This is a genomic window from Protofrankia sp. CiT1 (assembly GCF_917627335.1).
Lineage (GTDB): Bacteria > Actinomycetota > Actinomycetes > Frankiales > Frankiaceae > Protofrankia.
Genome location: NZ_CAKJTP010000091.1, coordinates 1 through 756, shown reverse-complemented (window position 1 = coordinate 756; position 756 = coordinate 1). Strand labels below are relative to the sequence as shown.

Here is a 756-nt window from a genome sequence, read left to right as displayed (position 1 = left end):
GACACCGCTGACACCGCTGACACCGCTGACCACATCACCGACCACGCCCGGACTGGAGAAACGCCTGTGTCCGCCTCGGCCCTGCTCCCCACGAGCAGCCCGCCGGGAGCGCATCCGGGTGCGGAGCCCCATCGTGACAGCGACGAGCGGCCGCCGGCCAGACTGCGCCGCGGGCTACGCGGGCACCCGCTCGACCCGGGATGAGCCCGGCCCACGCTCGTGGCTCTGCTCGCCGTGACCGCCGTTCTCTACCTGTGGAACCTCGGTGCGTCCGGTAACGCCAACGACTTCTACGCCGCCGCGGGCCAGGCCGGCACGAAAAGCTGGAAGGCCTTCTTCTTCGGCTCCTTCGACTCGTCCAACTTCAAGCGCCCGGCAATAGGGGACGCGGTGTCGCGGGGCCAGGGCACGCACCTCGCATCATCGCTCCCCGTCCATCGCCGCGCGATGCACGGGTAGCCCGGCTCGTCGGTCACCACCCACCACCTCCGGCGACTCCCTCCGCCGCCTCACGATGCACGCACCCCAGCCCCGCTCCTTGACCCACACCCCTATTACCGGACGCTCTTACTTGAACGTAGCTCACGTGACAATACGTGGCCTGACAGCAGGAAAAATGCGGCCGGCCAGCATTGATTGCCATCATGATCGGCGCATGTTTGTTGTTAGGCACGCCGATCCGGGCAAAAACCGTACACAACGACAAACACGCGCCGATCATGGATCGCACGCTGGTCATAAACCGAAGTCGCAACG

2 protein-coding genes are annotated in these 756 nt (G+C 66.4%); both read left to right on the top strand.

Going from position 1 to position 756, the window contains the following annotated elements; genetic code table 11:
* Positions 1-204 (top strand): hypothetical protein (locus MJ785_RS22315; protein WP_370652951.1); only part of this gene is annotated, 204 nt, incomplete at its 5' end.
* A 15-nt stretch (positions 205-219) separates the two neighbouring features.
* Positions 220-459, top strand: a complete 240-nt coding sequence (locus MJ785_RS22310; RefSeq protein ID WP_370652950.1) for a hypothetical protein — start codon at positions 220-222, stop codon at positions 457-459.
* The last annotated feature ends 297 nt before the right edge of the window (positions 460-756 follow it).